Origin of the sequence: Donghicola tyrosinivorans, assembly GCF_003003355.1 — a bacterium.
Classification (GTDB): Bacteria; Pseudomonadota; Alphaproteobacteria; order Rhodobacterales; family Rhodobacteraceae; genus Donghicola; species Donghicola tyrosinivorans.
This window is the reverse complement of the sequence record NZ_PVTQ01000053.1, coordinates 1-1,475: the sequence shown is the minus strand read 5'-3', so window position 1 is coordinate 1,475 and position 1,475 is coordinate 1. Positions and strand designations below refer to the sequence as shown.

General features: G+C 48.6%; 2 protein-coding genes. Both read right to left on the bottom strand.

The window, feature by feature from the left end; all coding sequences use genetic code 11:
- Nucleotides 1-33 precede the first annotated feature (33 nt).
- On the bottom strand, nt 34-1,017 hold the full coding sequence (locus CLV74_RS22685; RefSeq protein ID WP_146135017.1) for a hypothetical protein: 984 nt from the start codon (nt 1,015-1,017) through the stop codon (nt 34-36).
- Nucleotides 1,017-1,370 carry a VPA1269 family protein gene (locus CLV74_RS23515; RefSeq protein ID WP_425430995.1) on the bottom strand — a complete coding sequence of 118 codons (354 nt, stop codon included), beginning with the start codon at nt 1,368-1,370 and terminating at the stop codon, nt 1,017-1,019. Before CLV74_RS23515 ends, CLV74_RS22685 begins: the two co-directional genes overlap by 1 nt.
- Between the last annotated feature and the right edge of the window lie 105 nt (nt 1,371-1,475).

The following is a 1,475-nucleotide window of genomic DNA, read 5'->3' as shown; positions in this document are numbered from 1 at the left end:
TCGGGCGAATAAGGCTTCGTGGTTCTTTGCTTTCTATGTTCCATAACAGGCAATTCTCCGAGAGTTTTGCCCTCCGGTAAAGACGGGGCGGTTCAGGACTGTATCTAGCTGTTGAAATCGTGTCCCCTCACCGTAGCCGTGATCAGAGAAGTTCTCATGGGCAATGAGCGCTGGAAGGTTCTCTCCACCGCCTGAGTTAGGTAACTCTCGAATGCTCTTAATTAAGGAATGCACTGCGGTTATATCTGCGAAGCGATCATGTAGATGGGCTTCGGTAGTCTCAATCTCGTTTTCTAGAGCTTTCAAGGCTTGCCGACAGCGCGTTAATTCTGCGGTGTCTCCGGCTTTCTTGGCTTCGAGGCGAGCGATTTTTGCCTCTTCGGATTGCTGATCTAGCTCTTTGTGGCGGGCAGTTAAAGTCTGAGTTTTGGCAATCAAGTGCTGCTGTTTCAAGGTGAGAGGGATGAGCCAAGGCTCACCGGAAATTAGAAACCTGCATTGTACGCAATTCCGAGGGCCTCCCTTTACAGGAGAATATCGGCCTCCAACGCGTCTGGTGCCTTCTGCGCATGCGGCACCCCCTTTAGGGCAAAGTCCCACTCCAACATCAAAGAATTGATCAGGCTGAAGTGATGAAGACGAAATCTCATCCAGCGTGTAATCTTCATTTGCAACAACTTTCCTTTTCAGGTTGTCAATCGAAGCTTCCTTCAGGCTCTTCCGAAATTCATCACTAGATATTGTGTGAATCTTCTGATGGGCTTCAGACAGTATCTCCGATACATGCGCCGTCGAGTGCTTCAAGTAATAGAATGTCATCAACACGGAAGCATGGCCTGCAACGATTTTCGATAGAATGTTCATGGGAACATTGCTTTCAGCAAATGCCGTCAGGCCTGTCACTCGAAGGCCGTGAATGTTGTAAATGGAAGTCTGGCACTTGCCTTGGGAGTTGGTAGTTAAGATGATGGACGCATCTTCCCCTTGCTCCAAAAGTCGTCGTTGAAGCTCGTCCATTAACAGTCGCCAAAAAGAGTAAATTCTATTTTCAGTAGGAGGCGAGACCTTATTCGACGGACCCTGTATGTCCCTGAAAAGGTAGAAGCGCTCTGGATATACCTGAAAACTCGCTCGGCAGCACTTCCCATCCCTACTTCATTCTTGCAGGCTGAAACTGGTGTAGGTCCAGAAACGGGATTATACTTTTCTTGCCAATGTCTCAGCTTGTCGAAGAGTTCGATTAAGGGCGAATGCTGAAATGGGACGTAGTATCCAGAGAACTCGTCAAATCCAGTTTTTGCATCAGCAGTCTTGTTGGTGTTGACGTAGAAGTTGAACTGTCCATCTACTTTGAGAGGTGGTCGCGGGATTTCGGACCAGGTGCTAAGCTGTAGCGCCTGAGGAAGAACGCACAGAAATGACCAAACGGAAACGCTATTCGGCAGAGTTCAAGGCGAAGGTGGCTTTGGAGGCCA